General features: G+C 41.4%; 17 protein-coding genes, 1 tRNA gene and 3 pseudogenes. 14 read left to right on the forward strand and 7 right to left on the reverse strand.

Annotated features, from left to right (window positions below):
- Positions 1–24 precede the first annotated feature (24 nt).
- On the reverse strand, positions 25–1,362 hold the full coding sequence (mltA, locus tag LVJ86_RS00005; protein ID WP_047761684.1) for a murein transglycosylase A: 1,338 nt from the start codon (positions 1,360–1,362) through the stop codon (positions 25–27).
- A gap of 634 nt (positions 1,363–1,996) precedes the next feature.
- Here mltA and ggt point away from each other — a divergent pair.
- Complete coding sequence (gene ggt / locus LVJ86_RS00010) at positions 1,997–3,769, forward strand: gamma-glutamyltransferase (RefSeq protein ID WP_047761685.1); 1,773 nt, start codon at positions 1,997–1,999, stop codon at positions 3,767–3,769.
- Between the two features lie 79 nt (positions 3,770–3,848).
- On the opposite strand, the gene lpxC is transcribed toward ggt, so the two are convergent.
- Entirely contained in the window at positions 3,849–4,766 is a 918-nt protein-coding gene (lpxC, locus tag LVJ86_RS00015) for a UDP-3-O-acyl-N-acetylglucosamine deacetylase (protein WP_047761686.1), read from the reverse strand.
- Between the two features lie 478 nt (positions 4,767–5,244).
- Between lpxC and gap the strand changes: the two genes are divergently transcribed.
- Entirely contained in the window at positions 5,245–6,249 is a 1,005-nt protein-coding gene (gap, locus tag LVJ86_RS00020) for a type I glyceraldehyde-3-phosphate dehydrogenase (protein ID WP_047761687.1), read from the forward strand.
- Positions 6,250–6,368: 119 nt separating this feature from the next.
- Here the strand turns inward: gap and LVJ86_RS00025 are convergent, their stop codons facing one another.
- Both LVJ86_RS00025 and tsaA read right to left on the reverse strand, forming a co-directional pair.
- On the reverse strand, positions 6,369–6,842 hold the full coding sequence (locus LVJ86_RS00025; protein ID WP_235284621.1) for a hypothetical protein: 474 nt from the start codon (positions 6,840–6,842) through the stop codon (positions 6,369–6,371).
- Positions 6,843–7,131: 289 nt separating this feature from the next.
- On the reverse strand, positions 7,132–7,821 hold the full coding sequence (gene tsaA / locus LVJ86_RS00030; protein WP_047761688.1) for a tRNA (N6-threonylcarbamoyladenosine(37)-N6)-methyltransferase TrmO: 690 nt from the start codon (positions 7,819–7,821) through the stop codon (positions 7,132–7,134).
- 109 nt (positions 7,822–7,930) lie between these two features.
- On the opposite strand from tsaA, the gene LVJ86_RS00035 reads away from it, so the two are divergent.
- The 4 genes from LVJ86_RS00035 (at position 7,931) to LVJ86_RS00050 (ending at position 11,539) form a co-directional block, all read left to right on the forward strand.
- Positions 7,931–8,566: a nicotinamidase gene (locus LVJ86_RS00035; protein ID WP_047761693.1), complete on the forward strand. Its 636-nt coding sequence runs from the start codon at positions 7,931–7,933 to the stop codon at positions 8,564–8,566.
- Positions 8,567–8,641: 75 nt separating this feature from the next.
- On the forward strand, positions 8,642–9,622 hold the full coding sequence (waaC, locus tag LVJ86_RS00040) for a lipopolysaccharide heptosyltransferase I (protein WP_047761694.1): 981 nt from the start codon (positions 8,642–8,644) through the stop codon (positions 9,620–9,622).
- A gap of 214 nt (positions 9,623–9,836) precedes the next feature.
- Positions 9,837–10,586 (forward strand): electron transfer flavoprotein subunit beta/FixA family protein, encoded by a 750-nt coding sequence (locus LVJ86_RS00045; protein ID WP_047761689.1) that lies wholly within the window; start codon positions 9,837–9,839, stop codon positions 10,584–10,586.
- A gap of 11 nt (positions 10,587–10,597) precedes the next feature.
- Positions 10,598–11,539, forward strand: a complete 942-nt coding sequence (locus LVJ86_RS00050) for an electron transfer flavoprotein subunit alpha/FixB family protein (protein WP_047761695.1) — start codon at positions 10,598–10,600, stop codon at positions 11,537–11,539.
- Between the two features lie 180 nt (positions 11,540–11,719).
- Here the strand turns inward: LVJ86_RS00050 and LVJ86_RS00055 are convergent.
- A pseudogene (locus LVJ86_RS00055) lies at positions 11,720–12,372 on the reverse strand (IS1595 family transposase).
- A gap of 372 nt (positions 12,373–12,744) precedes the next feature.
- On the opposite strand from LVJ86_RS00055, the gene LVJ86_RS00060 reads away from it, so the two are divergent.
- The 5 genes and pseudogenes from LVJ86_RS00060 to LVJ86_RS00080 all read left to right on the forward strand — a co-directional run bounded on the left by LVJ86_RS00060 (position 12,745) and on the right by LVJ86_RS00080 (position 16,508).
- Entirely contained in the window at positions 12,745–13,374 is a 630-nt protein-coding gene (locus LVJ86_RS00060) for an IMPACT family protein (RefSeq protein ID WP_047761924.1), read from the forward strand.
- 210 nt (positions 13,375–13,584) lie between these two features.
- Positions 13,585–14,316 (forward strand): LOG family protein, encoded by a 732-nt coding sequence (locus tag LVJ86_RS00065; RefSeq protein ID WP_047761925.1) that lies wholly within the window; start codon positions 13,585–13,587, stop codon positions 14,314–14,316.
- 17 nt (positions 14,317–14,333) lie between these two features.
- Positions 14,334–14,981 (forward strand): TIGR01621 family pseudouridine synthase, encoded by a 648-nt coding sequence (locus tag LVJ86_RS00070; RefSeq protein ID WP_047761926.1) that lies wholly within the window; start codon positions 14,334–14,336, stop codon positions 14,979–14,981.
- A 117-nt stretch (positions 14,982–15,098) separates the two neighbouring features.
- The gene (locus LVJ86_RS00075; RefSeq protein WP_053008372.1) at positions 15,099–15,710 is read left to right on the forward strand and encodes a hypothetical protein; all 612 of its coding nucleotides are present in this window, start codon (positions 15,099–15,101) and stop codon (positions 15,708–15,710) included.
- A 145-nt stretch (positions 15,711–15,855) separates the two neighbouring features.
- A pseudogene (locus LVJ86_RS00080) lies at positions 15,856–16,508 on the forward strand (IS1595 family transposase).
- 83 nt (positions 16,509–16,591) lie between these two features.
- On the opposite strand, the pseudogene LVJ86_RS00085 reads toward LVJ86_RS00080, so the two are convergent.
- Positions 16,592–16,846, reverse strand: a pseudogene (locus LVJ86_RS00085) (Ag473 family lipoprotein); the annotation flags it as partial.
- A 220-nt stretch (positions 16,847–17,066) separates the two neighbouring features.
- On the opposite strand from LVJ86_RS00085, the gene LVJ86_RS00090 reads away from it, so the two are divergent.
- Positions 17,067–17,142, forward strand: a tRNA-Lys gene (locus tag LVJ86_RS00090).
- Positions 17,143–17,372: 230 nt separating this feature from the next.
- Here the strand turns inward: LVJ86_RS00090 and LVJ86_RS00095 are convergent.
- Positions 17,373–18,623 (reverse strand): M48 family metallopeptidase, encoded by a 1,251-nt coding sequence (locus tag LVJ86_RS00095; RefSeq protein ID WP_152667085.1) that lies wholly within the window; start codon positions 18,621–18,623, stop codon positions 17,373–17,375.
- Between the two features lie 250 nt (positions 18,624–18,873).
- Here LVJ86_RS00095 and truC point away from each other — a divergent pair, with 250 nt between their 5' ends.
- Positions 18,874–19,602, forward strand: a complete 729-nt coding sequence (gene truC / locus LVJ86_RS00100; protein WP_047761901.1) for a tRNA pseudouridine(65) synthase TruC — start codon at positions 18,874–18,876, stop codon at positions 19,600–19,602.
- A gap of 419 nt (positions 19,603–20,021) precedes the next feature.
- On the forward strand, positions 20,022–20,888 hold the full coding sequence (rsgA, locus tag LVJ86_RS00105; protein ID WP_047761909.1) for a ribosome small subunit-dependent GTPase A: 867 nt from the start codon (positions 20,022–20,024) through the stop codon (positions 20,886–20,888).
- Positions 20,889–20,940 lie beyond the last annotated feature (52 nt).

The raw sequence follows: 20,940 nt of genomic DNA on the forward strand, positions 1-20,940 counted from the left end.
TATAACGGTTTTATATCCCAAAACTTAAGGGCGATATTGCGGCATTACGCCGTTGGGTAGTAATTGCCATACATAACCTGTGTGTTTCTGCTTACCGGCCACATTACCTGCTTCATCACCGTATCCCCAAAAATAATCCACACGCACAGCGCCTTTAATCGCACTGCCGGTATCTTGCGCCATAATCAGGCGGTTTAGCGCATCATTGCGGATAGGATGGGTAGTCGCTACAAATAAAGGCGCGCCGAGAGTGATATGGTGGCGGTCAACTGCGCCGCTGTATTCTCCCAACAACGGCACACCCAAAGCACCGATCGGACCGACATCGTTACCGGGCAGCTCGCGGAAGAAAACATAACTCGGATTTTGGCCGAGTACCTCAGCCAAACGCTGCGGGTTTTTCTGCATATAGGCTTTAATCCCTTGCATCGTGGTTTGCGCCAATGGGAGATATCCTTTATCGGCCATATAGCGGCCTATGGAAACATAAGGATATTCGTTTTTATCGGCAAAACCGAGACGGATGTAACGGCCGTCGGGAGTTTTCAGACGGCCCGAACCTTGGATATGCAGAAAAAACAGTTCAACCGGATCGTCTGCATAACCCAAAACCGGAGCACGCCCGTTTAATGCGCCGCCGTTAATCTGATTTCGGGTGTAGTAGGGAACAAAACGGCTGCCTGTAAAGCGGCCTTTTAATGCGCGGGTACGTTCGGTAATCGGAAATTCAGCCAGATTCGCCGTATAGCTGGCGCTATTACTGATTACGCCGCTGTTTGCTCCGGTCGGTTGGATACGCACAGTTGCTTTACTGCCGCGCAAATTAGCAGGTAAATCGACAGAAACAAAATCACTAGGTATGCCGTAAATCGGGAAGCGGGCTTTGGATGTTTGCTTCGTATCGCCATGTAGAACGGGTTCGTAATAACCGGTAACGGTACCGCCAAGCTTGCCGTTACTGCTCACTTGCCAAGGGGTAAAGTATTGTTCGAAAAATGTTTTAGCTGAAACATCATCAATAGGTGTTTGTGTTGCTTGGGCACATACGTTTTGCCAATCGGCTTGGTTTTTCAAACGTTCGCAGCCCAAGCGGAAAGCACGGAGGCTTTGACCGAAACGCTGAACCTGCCACTGAGGTAATGCGGAATGAGAAACAACCTGATAAGTAGTACCACTGCCCGGAGGACTAATGCTATAACCGATCGGAGAAGGTGTACCTGCCGGTAAAGGGGTGCTAGGTACGGTAACGGTATCTTTAGGCGGTATGACAACTGGCGGAGTAGTCGGCCGACTGCTACAGGCAGCCAAAACGGCGGTTAGTAAAACCGGTAATGAAAAACGGATGATTTTAGTAGCATTCATGAAATATTTTCCGAGTTGTCTTCAGATAATTTGTTTTAATACAATATCTTAGTTTAATGATAAGGCATGTGGTTACAAGATGCAGATAAAAATGTATCAGCTACCTACATCAACGTTTTACCAAATATATCCAGTAAACAGAATAAATTTGGCAGACTTATCAATCGGCTTTTTGGTTCCCTGATTTTTAAGGGATTATTCACGGAAATTAGGGCCTGAAAAAGCAAACTCGCATTCTAGCATAAAATCAAATACATAATTTCCAGATGGCAAATTAGGGCTTAAAAGGCTTTTTGAGCCTGTTTTTTTGGATCAGAGGATTAACAATTTAAATATATAATTTTTTATAAAAACGGATTTTGATGATTATGATAGATGCCGATGCCTGTGGATAATCTGTTTTTTATCATTTTTTTCATTATCTTGGGCCATCTGAAAAAGATGGGAAAAAGTATCCGAGGATGTGTGTTTTACTTGTGGAATATTGTGGATAGATTTAACTATAATATTTTTAACTGTGTATAATTTTGAGACTATATACAGTTGTGGTTTTGATTAATCCCAAAGGTGCGACATTTGAAATTAACCGTTTTAAGTGACTGCATGCCTACCCTAATACAAAGTGAGAAAAGTCTTGAAAAAACAATTAACTGCATTATCGGTTTTATCGGTATCTTTATTTCTGGCAGCTTGTGCCGCACCTCAACCGCCGGTTGGAAAACATACTGCTGACACAGGTGATCATGCGCCCGAGCGGAGTACGGGGTTAACCGACCAGACTTTGGTCAAAGCCAAAGATTTTATGGCGGCTTCAGCCAATCCCTTGGCTACGCAAGCAGGCTATGATGTATTGAAGCGTGGCGGTAGTGCGATTGATGCAATGATTGCCATGCAAACCACATTGAGTTTGGTCGAACCGCAATCATCCGGTTTGGGCGGCGGGGCTTTTTTGGTGTATTGGGATAACCGTACCAAAAAACTGACCACTTTTGATGCGCGTGAAACTGCGCCGCAAGCAGCTACGCCGCAATTGTTTTTAGATGCTCAAGGTAAACCTTTGCAGTTTATGGATGCGGTGGTAGGCGGTCGTTCGGTTGGTACGCCCGGTATTCCGAAATTAATGGAAGACGTACATAAGCGTTACGGCAAACTGGCATGGGCGGACTTATTTGATTATCCGGTAAAATTGGCCGAAGAAGGTTTTGCTGTTTCACCCCGTATGAGCGAATCGATTAAGCAAAACCAACAATACTTGAGCCGTTATCCGGTTACGGCAGCTTATTTTCTACCCGAAGGCAAGCCTTTGGAAACTGGTGCTTTGTTGAAAAACCCTGAATTTGCCAAAAGCGTGCGTTTGTTGGCCAAAGAAGGCAGCGCGCCTTTTTATAATGGTGTTTTGGCAAAAAATATTGTTAAAACGGTAACTTCGGCAACAGATAATCCGGGAAAATTAGCGCTGGCGGATTTTAAAAAGTATCGTGTTATCGAACGCAAACCAGTATGTAAGCCTTATCGTGAATACGAAATTTGCGGTATGGGCGCACCTTCTTCAGGCGGCCTGGCTTTGGCTCAGATTTTCGGTATTTTGCAAAATTATGATATGAAGGCTTCGGGTGCTGCCGATATTCAAAGCTGGCGTTGGTTGGGCGAAGCTTCCCGTGTGGCATTTGCCGACCGCGATTATTATGTGGCGGATCCGGATTTTGTCAGCGTACCGGTAAAATCTATGCTGGATTCGGCTTATTTGAAACAGCGTGCACAAAATATCGCTGCTGGAGATAAAGCTTTGGAAAGCGTATCTGCAGGCGTATTCACACAACCGCAATCATACAACCGCGGTAAAGCTGTCGAGCTGCCTTCGACTAGTCATTTAGTGATTGTGGATAAAGAAGGTAATGTGGTATCGATGACGACTTCGATCGAAAATGCTTTTGGTTCGACATTGATGGCAAACGGTTATTTACTCAACAATGAATTAACTGATTTTGCTTTTAATCCTGCTGATGACAAGGGTAAAACCGTAGCCAACAGCGTAGCGGCGGGCAAACGTCCGCGTTCTTCAATGTCACCTACTATCGTGATGAAAAACGGCGAACCTTACTTAGCGGTAGGTTCTCCCGGCGGTAGCCGTATTATCGGCTATGTTGCCAAAACCTTGGTAGCTCATCTTGATTGGGGTATGGATATCCAACAAGCAATTAATCTACCCAATATGCTCAACCGTGGCAGCACTTACGAATTGGAAGAAAAAACTTCTGCGGCTAATTTGGCTGATGCCTTGGGTGGTTTGGGATATAAAGTACAAGTGCGTGATTTAAATTCCGGTGTTCAAGGTATCGTTATCCATAAAACCGGTTTGGAAGGTGGTGCCGATCCGCGCCGGGAAGGAAAAGTAATGGGTGAATAAGTTACAGAATTTCCGTTGATAATAATAAACGCCGTCTGAAATATGTTCAGACGGCGTTTTCTTATAGCATAAATATCGTTTAAGCCGCATCCGGCAAACCGTGAAATGCCGGTGGTAAATCTTCATCATCGGCAAATTCTACCCATTCGTAAGCAGTTTCGTCTGCCAATACCGCCCGCAACAACGCATTATTGATGGCATGGCCCGATTTATAACCTTCGAAAGCGCCGATAATGGGGTGGCCGAGAATATATAAATCACCGATGGCATCCAAAATTTTATGGCGCACAAATTCATCGGAATAGCGTAATCCTTCGGGATTCAGTACATCGGTATCGTCAATCACAATTGCATTGGAAAGATTACCGCCCAAACCGAGATTGTGCGAACGCATCATTTCAACTTCCTGCATAAAACCGAATGTGCGGGCACGGGCGATTTCATCTACATAAGATTTATTAGCAAAATTGATTTCAAATGTCGGATTACTGCGGTTGAAAACCGGGTGGTCGAATTCAATCGTCAAAGTTACTTTAAAACCATCGTAAGGTGTGAAGCGTACCCATTTTCCGGTTTCCTTTATTTCTACTGGTTTGAGGATTTTCAAAAACCGTTTTTGTGCTTTTTGATCTATGATGCCCGCATCTTGAAGCAGGTAGATAAATGGCAGACTGGAGCCGTCCATAATCGGAATTTCAGGCGCATTCAGTTCAATCAGAGCGTTGTCTACACCATAGGCAGCCAATGCCGACATAATATGTTCGATCGTACCTACGCGTACACCGTGTTCGGTAACCACGGTAGAAGATAGCCGCGTATCGTTAATCAGATAAGGGCTTAAAGCAATCACTTCGCCTTGAACACCGTTTAAATCAGTACGGCGGAACGAAATACCGCTGTTTTCAGGAGCGGGATGGAGGGTCAGCGCCACGCGCTCGCCCGAATGCAGACCAACCCCGGTCACACTAACCGATTTGGCAAGGGTTCGTTGCAACATGGTTGTTTCCTTTTTAATCGCTTAAATATTTCAGACTGCCTTATCATACGATAAAAACAGAACAACTATATACTGTTTTTAATAGTATTTACTTATCACATTCGAAAACACGCTCAAAAACACTGAATAACCTTTATCTTATCCACATAATTTATCAAAAGTGTAAAATTATCCACATTTGTCCACCGTTTTCAGACGGCCTTATCCAAAAACCTTCATGAAAGACAGATTTTTGTTTTTTCATGTAAAAAGCAGTTTATACACAAGACACGTAAGTATTCATCCAATATCATCTTTTTATATATAAAAATCAGATTAAATGTTTAAACACATTTAGCAAAAATCAAACTTATCTAATTTGCAAAGCGGCTTTAACAAAAAAATACAAAGTAGCCCTAGGTAGTAATTTTATTTCATGGTAAAAATCAAACACTAAATCTCAAATTTCTGTATCAGTCCATATTTTCAGGAGTAAAACATGAGTATAAAAGTTGCGATCAACGGTTTTGGCCGTATCGGCCGTTTGGCATTGCGCCAAATTATCAAAACCGAAGGTATTGAAGTTGTTGCCGTAAATGATCTGACTCCGGCCGATATGCTGTTGCACCTTTTCAAATACGACACTACACAAGGCCGTTTTCAAGGTACCGCAGAATTAAAAGATAATGCCATTGTAGTAAACAGACAAGAAATCAAAGTATTTGCTAATGCTAATCCCGAAGAATTACCTTGGGGTGAATTAGGTATTGACGTGGTATTGGAATGTACCGGCTTTTTCACCAGTCAAGAAAAAGCGGGCAAACATTTGGTTGCAGGTGCGAAAAAAGTAGTGATTTCTGCTCCCGGCGGTGATGTGAAAACCGTGGTATACGGTGTAAATGAAGATATTTTGGACGGTAGCGAAACTGTAATTTCAGCTGCTTCCTGCACCACAAACTGTTTGGCTCCGATGGCTGCCGTTTTACAAAAACAATTTGGCATCGTTGAAGGCTTGATGACGACTATCCATGCTTATACGGGCGATCAAAATACATTGGATGCGCCCCACCGCAAAGGAGATTTCCGTCGTGCCCGTGCCGCCGCACAAAATATTGTGCCTAACAGTACAGGAGCTGCCAAAGCTATCGGCTTGGTTATTCCCGAGTTGAAAGGCAAATTGGATGGTTCGGCCCAGCGCGTACCTGTAGCTACAGGTTCTTTAACCGAATTGGTAACCGTATTGGAAAAACCGGTAACGGTGGAAGAAGTAAACGCAGCCATGAAAGCAGCTGCTAACGAATCATATGGTTATACCGAAGAAGAATTGGTGTCTTCCGATATTATCGGAATCGAATACGGTTCGTTGTTTGATGCTACGCAAACCAAAATCGTCAGTGTAGGCGATAAACAGTTGGTGAAAACAGTAGCATGGTATGACAATGAAATGTCGTATACTTGCCAGTTAGTACGTACATTGAAATATTTTGCCGCTTTGATTAAGTAATATCGGTTTACGCTTCACATAGAATTTACAGAATAACAACCGATATACGGAAAGGCCGTCTGAAATATTTTTTCAGACGGCCTTTTATTATTTTCAATCAATTATATTAAAGTATATTATTATATTAATAACTCTGTTAATCTCTCCCCGAATAATTGGAGTGCTAGGTGACTGTTTAAATCACTTGCACCACTTGGAAATGGTAATACAGCTACTATGGTGCCGTTTTCGTTTCTTTTCCATTGCAGCACGTGGTTTTCAATAATTTCTTCTTTGAAGCTGCGAAAGCCGTCTGAAAAAGCTAAATTGAAATCATAACTGTAACTTTTTCCAAAGCAAATGATTAGGCGTGGCCGATAAGTTTCTACCCAACGGTTCATTTCTATAAAACGGTATTTACGGCAAAAATTAATGTATTCGTTTTTATTTTGAAAGCCTGGAATTTCAGAAAATTCGTCCTGCCATAATGAGACATCGGTACTTTGAAAGGCAATGGGATACAAATTGATTTTGTAATAGCCTGAGTTGGCATTTTTAACAAATGGTTGAATCTCTCTAGCGAAAGTTTGATAGTTCTGACACTTGCCGGCCATTAAATGCGGCCGGTAATTGACAAATACTGATGTTAAAACGATATTGGAGCTTGATTTCCTTATCACTGTAACCAAAATGGGGGGTTATCATCGTATGGATGTGCGGCCATTTTTCTCAGTGTTTCAACGTTATCTCCACCTCCCCATTCAATACCGCATATTCATACTGAAGGTTTGTCAGGCGAACTAATATCACCACCGTCATAACCATTGAAATCAAGAAGCCAGCCATATTGCTCTTTTAAATCCATTATCGTATTTCCCATGATTAACAGTTAATTTTTTGAAATTAGATAAGTTGGTTTATTTCAGATACAACAGCAATTATTATTGCATGATTCCCCTGTATCTGAAATTTTACTTCATACCCTGCAACAGCCATCACATAAATCCGCTCAGGAATATCTTGGTAGGCCGGGCGTGGATCTTGGGCAATCGATTGGCTGATAAGGATTTTCTCATGTTCGGATAGTATTTCGGCACCACAATCAGCTTGCCAACTTACCGATAGTTCCTCCGGTTTTCCTGTTACAAACCCGCTTGCGGCATTAGGCTTGGCTTCGACAAAAGGAATATATGGTTTGATGTCGACTATCGGGGTGCCGTCCAGCAAATCACCGCCACTGCAAATGAGGCTTATACCGTTTTGTGTATCAATACGTTCTAATTTTAATAACGATAAACCCAGATGGTTCGGACGATGGGGGCTACGGGTAGCAAAAACCCCCATTTTTTGTTTCCCGCCCAAGCGTGGAGGGCGAACCAGCTGCGACCAACCTTCCTCTATTACTCCGTGGAAAATAAAACTTATCCACACATAATCAAATTCATCTAATCCGCGGATGCTGTCGGCAGTAAATTCAGGATTTAATTCAATGCGGATTTCTGCGGCGGGTACTAAACCCGGCTGGCGGGCCACACCGAATTTTTGGCGGTAGGGAGAGCGGGCGATGGCTATGCTGTGGATAATATGCTGCATAAGGATACTTTTTATAAAAAACGGTTAATTGTAGCATTGCGCATCGGTTTCAGACGGCATTTTGTTATAATGCAGACCTTATGTGCAAAATCTGGAGCAGCTTGCCGTGGTGATTGTATCTATTGATGTTGATGCACAAAAAACCTTTACACCTTTATGTCCGACCGAGTTGCCGGTAACCGGTGGAGATGGAATCGTTGCAGAGCTTAATGCCCAAGCGGGATTAGCTGACTTTCGTGTGATGAGCAAAGATGCGCATAGCCCGTATGCTCTTTGGTTGGTAGATAGCAAGGCTGAAATGTTGCAGCCTACAGGTTTGCCCAATGCGGATATCACTTGGGTATCGCATGCGATTGTAGGCACTCGGGGTTTTGAGCTGCTCGACGGTTTGCCTGATATCAATGGTTATGATTATTGCGTATGGAAAGGAGTCGATCCGGCTCTACACCCTTACGGTGCATGTTTTCATGATATTGAGGAAAGATTGAGTACAGGCCTTTTAGAGTGGCTGCACAGTAAACAAGCCGATGTAGTTATTGTGGGTGGTTTGGCTACAGATTATTGTGTTAAAACAACAGTTTTACAACTATTAAAAGGCGGAAAATGGCAAGTATGGGTGAATGCAGCCGCTTGTCGCGGGATTGCTGCCGATACGGTGGCACAAGCGTGGGAAGAGATGAAAAATGCCGGTGCCAAAATTTTCCAAAATACTGCAGAAATTGAAAATAATATTTTAAATCAGTGATTTATAAATGTTTCACGTGAAACACTAATCAAACATAGGCCGTCTGAAAACGGTATGGTGAAAGGCAAATTTCAAATGAAAATTCTACTGGTACGTTTGTCGAGTATGGGTGATTTGATTCATACTTTACCTGCAGTAGAGGATTTACGCCGTTTTCATCCTGAAGCCGAGTTGCATTGGTTAAGTGAGGCAGGTTTTGCGGATATTGCACGTTTGCATCCTTTTGTAGCCAAAGTGCATGAAATGCGTTGGCGGTATTGGCGAAAACACCTTGGCGAAAAGCAAACTTTTCGAGAAATTAAAGAGCTTTGTGAAATTCTGCGGCAGGAGCACTACGATTTTGTACTTGATAGCCAAGGTTTGTTGAAAAGCGCTTTATTTGCCCGTATGGCCAATGCGCCGATAAAGGGTTTGGATTTTAATAGTGCCCGCGAACGTTGGGCGGCTTTGTTGTATAATCAAGGCTTCTCCGTTCGAAAAGGTGAAAATGCCGTTTGGCGTAACCGTGTATTGTTTGCCAAAGTGTTTGGCTACAACTTGCCACAACAGTTATCTTTCGGCTTACAGGTGCCGCAGGCAGGATGTTTGAACGATTTGCCCTCTCAATATTATGTAGCGCTGCATGCTACCAGCAGAGATAGCAAATTATGGCCGCAACCGCACTGGTTGACTTTATTAAAGGCATTGCATGATGAAAGCGGATGTGTAGTTTATCTACCCTGGGGGAATAGCGCTGAAAAAGCACGTGCGGAGGCTATGGCTGTGGAATTGCCGTTTGCAGTTGTCTGCCCGAAGCTGAGTTTGTTACAAGCCGCGTGGCTCTTGGATAAAGCAGAAGGCGTTATCGGTGTGGATACAGGTTTATTACATTTGGCAGATGCTTTAAATAAACCCGTGGTCGGAATTTATACTGATACTGACCCACACAAAACAGGAGTTCAACCATCGCCTTGGGCATGTAATTTAGGGGGTGTTGGACAAATTCCGAATCCTGATATGGTATTGCAAGTCTTAAAAAATTGTGTAAAAGCCAAGCATGATGCAGAAATAGTTTAGATTCTGTATGAATGCGCACTGAAATCTAACATGTTACGGTTTGCCGTAAAACATTAAAATTTAATGGATAGCAGCTGCACGAAAGAATATCTAAAGCCGTCTGAAAACAATCGGATGTTGATTTGAAACGAGCAGTAAATAGAAATCACAGCTTTGCTAAACAAGTAAAGCGTATTTTGCAGACAGCCGGATTTTAACGGCGCGAGGAGAATGCATGAAAGCATTGGTAGCAGTAAAACGTGTTGTTGATTACAACGTTAAAGTACGTGTAAAAACAGATGGTTCGGATGTGGATATCGGTAATGTAAAAATGTCTATGAATCCGTTTGATGAAATCGCCGTAGAAGAAGCTGTACGCTTGAAAGAAGCCGGCAAAATCAGTGAGATTGTAGCTGTTTCTCTCGGTGAGAAAAAATGTGAAGATACTTTGCGTACGGCTTTAGCTATGGGCGCGGATCGTGCCGTACATGTGGAAACCGATGCTTTTCTTGAGCCCCTGACTGTTGCCAAGCTGTTGAAGGCGGTTGCAGAAAAAGAGCAGCCCCATTTGTTGTTGTTAGGGAAACAGGCAATTGACGACGATGCTAATCAGACGGCTCAAATGTTGGCTGCCTTGATGAATTTACCACAGGCCACTTTTGCCAGCAAAGTAGAGTTAGATACTCAAGAAGTGTTGGTTACCCGAGAGATTGATGGCGGTGAAGAAACATTAGCTTTAAAATTGCCAGCCGTAATTAGCACTGATTTACGCTTGAACGAACCGCGCTTTGTTAAATTACCTAATCTGATGCAGGCTAAGAAAAAGCCGTTAGAAAAAGCTACACCTGCCGAATTGGGCGTAGATACGGCTTTGCGTTGTGAAGCAGTGGCGTATGCGGAGCCTAAAGCCCGACAAGTAGGTATTAAAGTTGCCAATGTGGCAGAATTGGTGGAAAAACTAAAAAATCAGGCCAAAGTAATTTAATGGAGAGCGAAATGAGCGTATTGATTATTGCCGAACATGATGGCCGACAATTAAATCCTTCTACTTTGCATGCTGTTGGTGCTGCTACCAAATTAGGTTTGGTTGATATATTAGTTGCAGGTAACCATATTGCGGCAGTAGCTGATCAAGCAAAAAATATTCAAGGGGTAAATAAAGTATTATTGGCTGATGCGGTGCATTATGCTGAAGGTTTGGCTGAGGAATTGGCACCTTTGGTTGTACGTTTGGCTGAAAATTACAGCCATATTGCAACAGCTGCCAGCGCATTTGGTAAAAACTTAATGCCCCGCGTAGCTGCTTTATTAGATGTACAGCAGATTTCTGATTTAACCGAGATTATTGATAGTCAGACATTTATTCGCCCGATTTATGCAGGTAATGTATTTAAAACGGTAAGAAGTAATCAATCTAAGCAAGTTTTGACTATCCGTGCTACCGCATTTGAAGCGGCGGTTGCTAATGGCGGTTTAGCTGTTGTAGAAGTAGTTGAAGTTACGCCCGCACAAAATCTGAGCCGTTTTGTTAAGCGCGAATTGACAAAGCTTGATCGCCCTGAGCTTACCCAAGCAAAGGTAATTGTTTCCGGGGGGCGTGCATTAGGAAGTGCCGAGCAATTCAAGGCCATATTAGAACCTTTAGCTGATGTTTTAGGTGCTGCTATAGGTGCTTCACGTGCTGCTGTTGATGCGGAATATGCACCAAATGATTATCAAGTTGGCCAAACCGGTAAAGTAGTTGCGCCGGAGTTATATATTGCAGTTGGTATTTCAGGTGCTATCCAACATATTGCCGGTATGCAGGATAGTAAAGTTATTGTTGCTATCAATAAAGATCCGGATGCACCAATTTTTAATGTGGCCGATTATGGATTAGTAGCAGATCTTTTTGAAGCAGTACCTCAATTAACAACGGCTTTAAAACAGCAATCATAATTTGGATATATTTATAAATTACCTGCTTTGGTATAATTTTTCCGAACATTAGTTTATTCAATATTTAAGTCTTATCCGCCTTATCGGTTATAAATAATCGGTAAGGCGGATTATTATTAGATATTGCTTAGTATTGCTAAAAACAAATATAAAAACCTAAGGGGCTGTATTAGATTAGCCTTAAATATCACACCAAATTCGCAAGATTTTAAGTTGCTCTTTTGGTGTACCAAAGTTAAAACGAAATTCGCATTCTTTCAAGAATAAAGGGAAAGATTTTCGGTCAATTCCATTGTACTTTCGTAGAACGCGCTTTGCCTGATTCCAGAAGTTTTCAATACCGTTGATATGGTTTTGACGGTCGACAAAAAGCTCTGAATGATTGATTCTGTGATGCGTAAATTCACTCACATCTAGCACATCATAGCTTTTGTAATAGTCCGTATAAACAATGCTATCAGGCATTATTTTTCGTTTAATAACAGGTAGTAAAGTATCTTGTTTGGTATTTTTAACGACAACAGTATAAACCTTGCCTTGACGTTTCAAAATACCAAATACCGCTACTTTCCCAGCCGCTCCGCGACCGCGTTTGCCTTTTCGTTGTCCACCAAAATAACTCTCATCAAGCTCGATTGAACCATCAAAGATTTCATCAGCTTGAAGCTCTAAATGATAGGCAATGACTTGGCGAATTTTACGGTAAAACAGAGCTGCTGAATTGGGGTTAATATCCAATAAATTGGCAGCAGAACGGGCGGTTACCTCAAGTACAAAAAATTCAAGCAACTTTTTTTGTACTTTTTAGATAGTTTACAGTGTGTTATCTTCATTTTTAAAGGGTAACATAACTGCCAATCTAATACAGCCCCAAACCTAATTACATATCAGTATAGACCATAAATTAGGTAAATTATGATTTGTTTCACGTGAAACACTGGTTAGTTTATCTTAAAAATAATAAAAATATTGCAATAATTCTGTGGATAAGTTTGTAGATAATTATTATTAAGCCTAAGGCATAACTATAATCTAAGGTATTCACCCTAGTAAATATATGAGTATGATTGATCTAAAATAAATAATAATCATATTGTTAGCATTTGGTTATGCCATAATTTTTAGATTTTAAATTAGTTTTTAATTTGAAATTTAATCCATATTTATTAAGTGGAAACAGTGGATAAATTATTTAGGATACAGAGATGGAAGTAACAACTTACCGTACTTTAGCTGCTCCGGTAAAAGCTGAATTTAAAGATAAGGGTAGCCGTTTTATTGCATTTGCTTATCCGATTCAGAGTGCTGATGAAGTAAAAGCTTATGTTGAGCTATTGAAACAAGAGCACCATAAAGCCCGTCATTGGTGTTTTGCTTGGCGTATTGGAACTGATGGCATGCAGTTTCGAGCCAATGATGATGGTGAACCTTCCGGCAGTGCAGGCCGCCCTATTTTGGGCCAAATTGATTCGGTGGGTCTAACAGATATTTTAGTAGTTGTGGTTCGCTATTTTGGTGGCACATTGTTAGGCGTACCCGGGTTAATACATGCTTATAAAACCGCTACTGCAGAGGCTTTGTCAGTAGGTGCAATTATTGAAAAAAATATTGAAAAAACAGTATGGCTAAGATGTGATTACGCATATTTGAATGAAGCAATCCGTATTGGCAAACAGTATCAGGCCAATATTATCATGCAAGACTTGCAATTGGATTGCCGGCTTACTGTTAGAGTGCCTCTCGCTTATTATCAAGCCTGTATTGAAGCTTGGGAACATACAAGAATGATAGATATTAAAACTATATCTGATGGAAATACCAATAAGCATAATTAAAAAAGGCGAAATAATATATTTCCATTATACGGATAGAAAAATGAGCTTTTCTTGATACTATTCTAAAGTTTCAGACGGCATTATTACTTTCAATCTCATTGAATCAAATATTTAGAAATTTATATCAGTTGTAAAAATTTTATTTCGCTAGAAAGGTTCTCCGTTACAATAAGCAGTAATTAAAATTGTTGTATAACGGAGATAATCTGCATGAGTTTGAATCAAAAACTACCTAATCCAAAATTGCCGGAAGAAATTCGCCGTGAGGTACAAGCGCGGGAGTCTTATCATGTTTTAAAGATTATTTCCGAATTTGTCGAAGCAGGTGAAGAGCTTCGAGCAATTCAACCGGCAGTAAGTATTTACGGTAGTGCCCGTATCAAACCCGAACATCCTGATTATTTATTTACGGAGACTTTAGCAAGAAAGCTTTCGGATGCTGGTTTTTCGGTAATTTCAGGCGGTGGGCCGGGTATCATGGAGGCTGCAAACAAAGGTGCATTTGCCGGAAAAAGTGCAGCTGTCGGCTTGAACATTGTATTACCACACGAACAGCATGGTAACCCGTATCAAGATCTATCAATTAAATTTCAACATTTTTTCCCACGTAAAGTCATGTTTGTGAAACATGCCATAGCCTATGTGGTAATGCCCGGCGGTTTTGGAACATTGGATGAATTGTTTGAAAGTCTTACTTTGGTTCAAACCGGTAAAATTCCTAATCGCCCGATTATTTTAGTAGGTAAATCATTTTGGCAAGGAATGATGGTCTGGATTGAAGAGCAACTATTGGGTAGAGGCTTGATTTCACCGCAGGATTTGAAACTGTTGAAAATTTTAGATAATGAAGATGAAATTGTTTCTTATATTTTTAATCATCTAGATTGTAGTAGCGAAGAATTGTGTATGCCGAGTGATAATGCTTGGTCGCTTGGTCTATAGTATTATGGTTGTCTGAAATGGAGTTTGAAGTTTTATATAGGCATACTGATTTTATTGCGATTAATAAACCAATTGGTATTGCTGTTCATCAAAGTGAAGATACTGAGGTTGGGTTGACCACAAGATTGGCAGCGCAGATAGGCGTCCCTCGTATTTGGTTGGTACACCGTTTGGACAAAACAACCAGCGGCGTATTATTGTTGGCACTTAATAAAAAGGCTGCTTCGTTATTGGCAGAACAATTTGCGCTTAGGCATATACAAAAAACATACTTAGCGCTTAGTACTGGAAAACCTATTAAAAAGCAGGGCTGGGTAAAGGGGGATATGGAAAAATCCCGCCGCAGTACGTGGAAATTAATACGCAGTCATTATAATCCTGCAGTTACTCATTTTTGTAGTAGATCTGTTTCCCCTGGTTTGCGTTTATTTGTATTGTATCCTAAAACAGGTAAAACGCATCAGCTCAGGGTAGCTATGAAAAGCTTGGGTAGCCCTATTTTAGGTGATACATTATATGGAGGAGCTTCCTCCAAGCGGTTATTTTTGCATGCTTGGCGGCTTAAATTTGAATATCTTGGACAAACATATTTTATATATGCTCCTTGGGATAGTGATTGGCCCGAAGCAATGGCAAATTTGCTCAGCGGGTTGGGAATTGAATAATACAAATGCTGTATATATTGTCATTTTTTCTGTTCTAGAACACCGTTTAACCATTCAAACCCAAATTAACATCAGTCACCATTATAATCTGAGCAAATTATATTCGTTTAAAATGATATGAAATTTTATTTTTACAGATGGATTACAACTAGTATTTTATTGGGATTATGCGCCCCGGTTTTTTCAGCGACTTATATTTGCCGTTTGGACGGAAAAGCTGTTTTTAGTACCGAAAAGTTAAATAATAGTTGTACTGTTTCTCAAATGGATGGCATAAGTGATCACTTAGGGGCTCAAGCAAATGCAGCATCAGAGCCCGTAGCAGATCCCATTGGTAAAATTTGGGAGTCCGAGCAATTCGGCAGCTATAATGATATTAAAATTATTCCTTCTACACGTGATACCACGATAACCAACACAGCAGAAGCGGCAAATCCGAAAGTTAATGTAAAACTACGTGGCCAAAAAACTCAGGCTACTACACGAAATGGCCGTCCAGTAAGGCAGCCTGCACCAATTATTGCAGCTCCACCTCCAAAACCTCAATTAAGCCGAAAACAAATTTTACAAAGTGAAGTTCGCAACGAAAAAGCAGCTTTAATTAGGGCTCAGGCTCAGTTAAATGTAGCAAAACGTAAAGGTGCAACAGCCCGTGTACAGCAACTGAAACAGCAAATACTTGACCGAGAAGCTAATATTCGTGCAATTGAAAGCGAAATGAATCGATAATTTTTTATTATTGTGAGTGGTTAGAAGTTTTAAGTAGTGTTGATATAGTTTAAGAAATTTTTAAAGAAGGGTTTCAGCTATTCCGAGAGTAAGAATAAAAATTAAAGGGGCTGTATTAGATTGGCAGTTATGTTACCCTTTAAAAATGAAGATAACACACTGTAAACTATCTAAAAAGTACAAAAAAAGTTGCTTGAATTTTTTGTACTTGAGGTAACCGCCCGTTCTGCTGCCAATTTATTGGATATTAACCCCAATTCAGCAGCTCTGTTTTACCGTAAAATTCGCCAAGTCATTGCCTATCATTTAGAGCTTCAAGCTGATGAAATCTTTGATGGTTCAATCGAGCTTGATGAGAGTTATTTTGGTGGACAACGAAAAGGCAAACGCGGTCGCGGAGCGGCTGGGAAAGTAGCGGTATTTGGTATTTTGAAACGTCAAGGCAAGGTTTATACTGTTGTCGTTAAAAATACCAAACAAGATACTTTACTACCTGTTATTAAACGAAAAATAATGCCTGATAGCATTGTTTATACGGACTATTACAAAAGCTATGATGTGCTAGATGTGAGTGAATTTACGCATCACAGAATCAATCATTCAGAGCTTTTTGTCGACCGTCAAAACCATATCAACGGTATTGAAAACTTCTGGAATCAGGCAAAGCGCGTTCTACGAAAGTACAATGGAATTGACCGAAAATCTTTCCCTTTATTCTTGAAAGAATGCGAATTTCGTTTTAACTTTGGTACACCAAAAGAGCAACTTAAAATCTTGCGAATTTGGTGTGATATTTAAGGCTAATCTAATACAGCCCCAAATTAAAAGCCGCCTATATTTGGGCGGCGCTTTTTTGCTAAAAACTAAATTTATTTAGTTACTTCTTTAGCTTTTTCAGCAGCTTCTTTCGCGGCAGCTACTGCATCAGCTGCTGCATCTTTGGTTGCATCGGCAGCTTGAACTCCGGCTTCTTTTGCGGCTTCAGTAGCGGCACCAACAGCAGAAGCAGCATTTTCTTGGGCTTCTTTAACGTCAGAAGCAACTGCTTGCGCAGCTTCTTTGGTTTCTTGTTTGGCTTCGTGCGAGCAGGCCGCCAAAGCAGCAACCATAAATGCGGCAGTCAAAAATTTTTTCATTTGGGTTATCCTTAAAATATAGTCATAAGTCAGCGGCAGTTTTTTAACAGCAGTGATTGAATCAAGGCTTGCTTAAGAAAAATCTGTTCGCTTTAAAATCATAGCATATAGTTGTCTTATCAGTGAAAAATTATCTGGCGTTTTCAATTATAAAAATAAGGAAAGTTTTTATAAATTTCTTGACAAGATTATATTATATGAAATAAAATTAATTTCCTTAGGGTCGTTAGCTCAGCTGGTAGAGCAGCGGACTTTTAATCCGTTGGTCGAAGGTTCGAATCCTTCACGACCCACCAGCTTAAAAGGCTAAGCTGAAAATTGCTTGGCCTTTGTTATTTTTATTGAATGCTTTAAATTTGATTTAAGTACCTGTTTCATAAAAAGTTATAATTTATAGATACAAATTCAAATTAAATTTATGATAGGTAAGGTTTATAGACCTTTTTCTATTTTGAGGGTAGTTTTTGCTCTTGGCCAAAGTAAAAAGCGCACGGAATATCCGTAGCGCTTTTTTTAATATTTGAAATTATTCAGATACTCTTTTTAAAGCGGAAATACGCTCGCTCGCACTCGGATGAGAGGCATAAAAGCGTTCATACCATTTATCAGATACCAAACTGGAAGCATTGCTTCGATACAGTTTGGTGAGAGCTTGAATCAGATGATGTGCAGATGAAGTTTCGGCGGCAAAACGGTCGGCTTGAAATTCGTTTTTTCGTGATATGAGGCTTGAAAGTGGTGAAAATGGAAAAGTGAACACCGGCAATATGAGCATAAAGAGTAAAAGACCCATTGCATGGCTGGGGTAGGATACGCCTAATCCTTGATAAAAAGCCACATGGGGCATTAGTTGGCCGAGTATAAACAATACACCTAAAGCTAATACAAAGTTGACAATCATTTGCCGGATAATGTGGTGGTGCTTGAAATGGCCTAACTCATGTGCCAATACGGCTTCAATCTCTTCGGGTTGCATATCTTTGAGTAAGGTATCAAAAAATACAATACGTTTGTTTGTTCCCAATCCGGTGAAATAAGCATTGCCGTGACCTGAACGCCGGCTGCCATCCATAACGAAAATACCGTTACTTTGAAAGCCGGTACGGTCTAAAAGGCTTTCTATTTGTGCTTTTAAAGGGCCTTCGGGTAGAGGTTCGAATTTATTGAATAAAGGTGCAATCCACTTTGGATATGCCCATAATAAAAATAGTGAAAAAACCAACCATAGCAGCCATACCCATAACCACCATGAATGACCGGTCACCCCCATCAGATAAATAGCAGCATATAGCAGGGGTATGCCGATGATTGCACCGAGTAATAGCCCTTTGATGCGGTCGATAAAAAATGTGGCGGGTGTGCTACGGTTAAAGCCGAAGCGGCCTTCTAGTTTGAAAGTTGCATAAGCATCAAAGGGTAAGCTTAATATCGTGCTGATCAAAACAAACAAGGTAATCAGCCATACACCTTGTGTAATGGGGCCGTCTGAAAGTTTTGCAGAGACGGCCGCTAAAGTATTGAGGCCACCGCCGAGGGTGAATATCATCAATAGAATTGAGTCATAAAGAATACGATAACGTGCCAAGCGTTGTTTGGCCAAAGTGTAATCAGCAGCTACTTGATGCTCTGCAAGGGTAACTGTTTCAATGAAATTGTGCGGCACTTCTGAATGATGGCGTAATACGGCACGGCTTTGGCGGACGGAAAGATACAGTTGTAAAGCAGTTGAGAAAACAAAGAAAAGCAAGAATATTTTATAAACTGATTCGGCATTCATCATAAAGTATCGCATTTTCAATAAAAAACGGTGTAATTGTAGCGCAAAGCCTACAGTAACGGTGCGGTTGCCGGAGAAATGTTGGCTTTCCGATAGGCTGCATTTATAATAACCGTAGCAACTTTTCATAAAACCTTCTCTAGTTTCGGGAAGTATATGAATCTTAAGGCCCTTGTATACAAGGGCATTTTTTTATCTGCTGTTTTCAGACGGCCTTATTAACGGTGGGCGGGCTAATTGGGGAAGAGCTATGCTCGATATACTTTATCAAGATGAAAGTTGTATTGCGGTTAATAAACCGGCAGGTATGCTGGTGCACCGTAGCTGGCTCGACCGTCATGAAACCCGCTTTGTCATGCAAACCTTGCGTGACCAAATCGGTAGGCATGTTTACCCCGTACATAGGCTTGATCGCCCTACATCGGGTATTTTACTGTTTGCCCTTGATAGCACTTCGGCAAATTTGCTGGCTACGCAATTTGAAAACAAAACCGTGCAAAAAACTTATTGGGCGGTGGTTCGCGGTAAAATGGTTGGCAATGGTCGAATCGATTATGCTTTGAAAGAGCCATTGGATAAAATAGCTGATGCTTTGGCAGATACCGGTAAACCGGCGCAACCTGCAGTAACAGATTGGTGTGTGCTGGCTGATACAGAGCAGCCTTTTTCTGCTTCGCCACGTTATCCGACTGCCCGCTATTCTTGGTTGGTTTTAACACCACATACCGGGCGAAAACATCAGTTGCGCCGCCATCTCAAGCACATTTTCCATCCGATAGTAGGAGATACCACATACGGTGATAATGCCCAAAACCGCGCCGTAGCAGCATATACAGGTGTTAGCCGCTTGATGCTGCATGCCCGTTCACTTGTATGGAAAAGCCCGTACAATCACCAAACCGTAGCGGTTTATGCCCCGGTGGATGAGAATTGGTGTAAATTGCAGCAGGCTTTCGGCTGGGAAGATATCGAGGTTTAAATCATTGGGCGATACAAAATAATGAAGTGTTATTTTAGCTTTGCTATTTTGTCTATCGGATAAAAAAACCATGTACCGATTAAGATGCGTAGAGTTAATCCGGCATAGCTAAAAAATCTATAGGTTTCTAATTAATTGAATAGTAAAGTAAAAATTTCCATAGATGAATTCAGGCAATTTGATTGATATCCTAATGTAAAAAATGATGCCGTCTGAAAACATTAATTTCAGACGGCATCATTTTTTACAGATTACGCCGGCTACTTATTTTTCTGAGCAAATTTCAAATATTTTGTTGTATAGGTTGTTTAAAAGACTTCATTACAGCTTTTCACCTATAACATTATTCTTTCTTGTAAAATCCCTATTTCTACCCGGCATATCCGATATGCTGCCTGTTTTTCCGATTGATGGATTTTATGACTGAAACTGCCCAAATTATCGCCAGCTACGGCCGCCGCTACATTGTGCGCACGGCTTCCGGCCAAACATTTGATGCCACTACCCGAAAAAAGCGTGTTGACTTCGCCTGCGGTGATAAAGTGCATATTACTGTGGTAAATGCCGAACAGGTTGTCATCGAAGACTACCTACCGCGTCAAAGCCTGCTCTACCGCCAAGACAGCTGGAAAACCAAGCTTATTGCCGCCAATGTAACCCAGCTGCTGATTGTATTGGCCGCAGTTCCCAGCCCTAGTGAAATGCTGTTGCAACGTGCTTTGCTGGCCGCCGAAGCGGCCGATATCCGCCCGGTTATCGTATTGAATAAAGCCGATTTGCCCGAAACGGCCCAATGGCGCCGCAAGCTTGAATTCTATGAAACTTTGGGCTACCAAGTAGTGGAAGTCAGCGCTTTAAACAATGCCGATATACTCAAGCCTATTCTGTCGGGGCATACCAATATTTTTCTTGGTCAAAGCGGCATGGGTAAATCCACGCTTACCAATGCATTATTGGGTAACGAGCGCGCGCGCGTTGGGGAAATTTCCGCTGCACTCGATTCAGGGCGACATACCACTACACATGCCCAGCTTTATGATATCGACAGCGAAACCTGCTTAATCGATTCTCCCGGTTTACAAGAATTTGGCCTACATCACCTCGAAGCCACGGATCTAATTTCCTATTTCCCCGACTTACGCCATTTGGCCGGAAAATGCCGTTTTCATAACTGTACCCACCGTGCCGAACCTGACTGCGCACTGAAAAATGCTGCCGAGCGCGGCGAAGTTTTACCCGAACGGGTCGCTTTTTTGCAGCGTATCACTGATGAACTGCTACGTTAGATATGAAATGGGGCGGCAGCAGAAATTTTTGGCAAAGGGATTGGGCCGTCTG

The sequence above is a fragment of the Neisseria arctica genome, from assembly GCF_022870905.1.
In the GTDB taxonomy this organism is placed as follows: Bacteria; Pseudomonadota; Gammaproteobacteria; order Burkholderiales; family Neisseriaceae; genus Neisseria; species Neisseria arctica.

Excerpts from the sequence above, each read along its gene's own strand:
- LVJ86_RS00045 (WP_047761689.1), top strand. The coding sequence starts at position 9,837 with ATGAAAGCATTGGTAGCAGTAAAACGTGTTGTTGATTACAACGTTAAA.
- tsaA (WP_047761688.1), bottom strand. The coding sequence starts at position 7,821 with ATGCAGCATATTATCCACAGCATAGCCATCGCCCGCTCTCCCTACCGC.
- LVJ86_RS00070 (WP_047761926.1), top strand. The coding sequence starts at position 14,334 with ATGGAGTTTGAAGTTTTATATAGGCATACTGATTTTATTGCGATTAAT.
- LVJ86_RS00075 (WP_053008372.1), top strand. The coding sequence starts at position 15,099 with ATGAAATTTTATTTTTACAGATGGATTACAACTAGTATTTTATTGGGA.
- rsgA (WP_047761909.1), top strand. The coding sequence starts at position 20,022 with ATGACTGAAACTGCCCAAATTATCGCCAGCTACGGCCGCCGCTACATT.
- LVJ86_RS00060 (WP_047761924.1), top strand. The coding sequence starts at position 12,745 with ATGGAAGTAACAACTTACCGTACTTTAGCTGCTCCGGTAAAAGCTGAA.
- truC (WP_047761901.1), top strand. The coding sequence starts at position 18,874 with ATGCTCGATATACTTTATCAAGATGAAAGTTGTATTGCGGTTAATAAA.
- LVJ86_RS00095 (WP_152667085.1), bottom strand. The coding sequence starts at position 18,623 with ATGAATGCCGAATCAGTTTATAAAATATTCTTGCTTTTCTTTGTTTTC.
- LVJ86_RS00025 (WP_235284621.1), bottom strand. The coding sequence starts at position 6,842 with ATGGCCGGCAAGTGTCAGAACTATCAAACTTTCGCTAGAGAGATTCAA.
- mltA (WP_047761684.1), bottom strand. The coding sequence starts at position 1,362 with ATGAATGCTACTAAAATCATCCGTTTTTCATTACCGGTTTTACTAACC.
- lpxC (WP_047761686.1), bottom strand. The coding sequence starts at position 4,766 with ATGTTGCAACGAACCCTTGCCAAATCGGTTAGTGTGACCGGGGTTGGT.
- gap (WP_047761687.1), top strand. The coding sequence starts at position 5,245 with ATGAGTATAAAAGTTGCGATCAACGGTTTTGGCCGTATCGGCCGTTTG.
- LVJ86_RS00065 (WP_047761925.1), top strand. The coding sequence starts at position 13,585 with ATGAGTTTGAATCAAAAACTACCTAATCCAAAATTGCCGGAAGAAATT.
- waaC (WP_047761694.1), top strand. The coding sequence starts at position 8,642 with ATGAAAATTCTACTGGTACGTTTGTCGAGTATGGGTGATTTGATTCAT.
- LVJ86_RS00050 (WP_047761695.1), top strand. The coding sequence starts at position 10,598 with ATGAGCGTATTGATTATTGCCGAACATGATGGCCGACAATTAAATCCT.